This is a genomic window from Mesorhizobium sp. M5C.F.Ca.IN.020.29.1.1 (assembly GCF_003997375.1).
GTDB lineage: Bacteria > Pseudomonadota > Alphaproteobacteria > Rhizobiales > Rhizobiaceae > Mesorhizobium > Mesorhizobium wenxiniae.
The window spans coordinates 1-511 of the sequence record NZ_RZSW01001167.1; the positions used below are offsets into that span (position 1 = coordinate 1).

General features: G+C 66.1%; 1 protein-coding gene. It reads left to right on the forward strand.

What is annotated here, in order from left to right:
• Nucleotides 1–369 precede the first annotated feature (369 nt).
• A partial coding sequence (locus EOA85_RS36860; protein ID WP_127212841.1) for a type II toxin-antitoxin system prevent-host-death family antitoxin occupies nt 370–511 on the forward strand: 142 nt, incomplete at its 3' end.

Here is a 511-nt window from a genome sequence, read left to right on the forward strand (position 1 = left end):
ACCTGGAAGAGAACCACGGGGGCCATGAGGGTGCGGGCGAGGTGCCAGGCGGCTTTCTGGGCGAGGGTGAGATCGTGGGACATCTGAGGGCTCCATCTTGGGAAGCGGGCCAATTCCCGCTCGATGGCTCCGTCAGTGTGCGGCGGCGGGCGCGATCACCGCGAAGGCGAAGCCGAGCGGCCGCAGCTTGCTAGCGGACCCCTTGCGGGTTGATCGTGGAAGATCCGCAGCCGCACCAGGAAAGCCATCACGAGAGAGCGGGATTGGAGCGCTGGCGCAGGGGCCCGATGCCACGGTGTCTTGTCGCCGATGCTGGCGTCATCGCCGGGCCAGTGCTATATGTCTGACTAGCTGACTAGGTGTGAGACGATGGGCAAGCAGACACAAGTGACGAAGAAGGCGCGGACGGCAACCCGTCCGGCGACAGGACGGTGGAAGCTCGAGGACGCGAAGGCGCGATTCAGCGAGGTGGTGCGCCATGCCCGCGAAGAGGGACCGCAGCGTGTGAGCG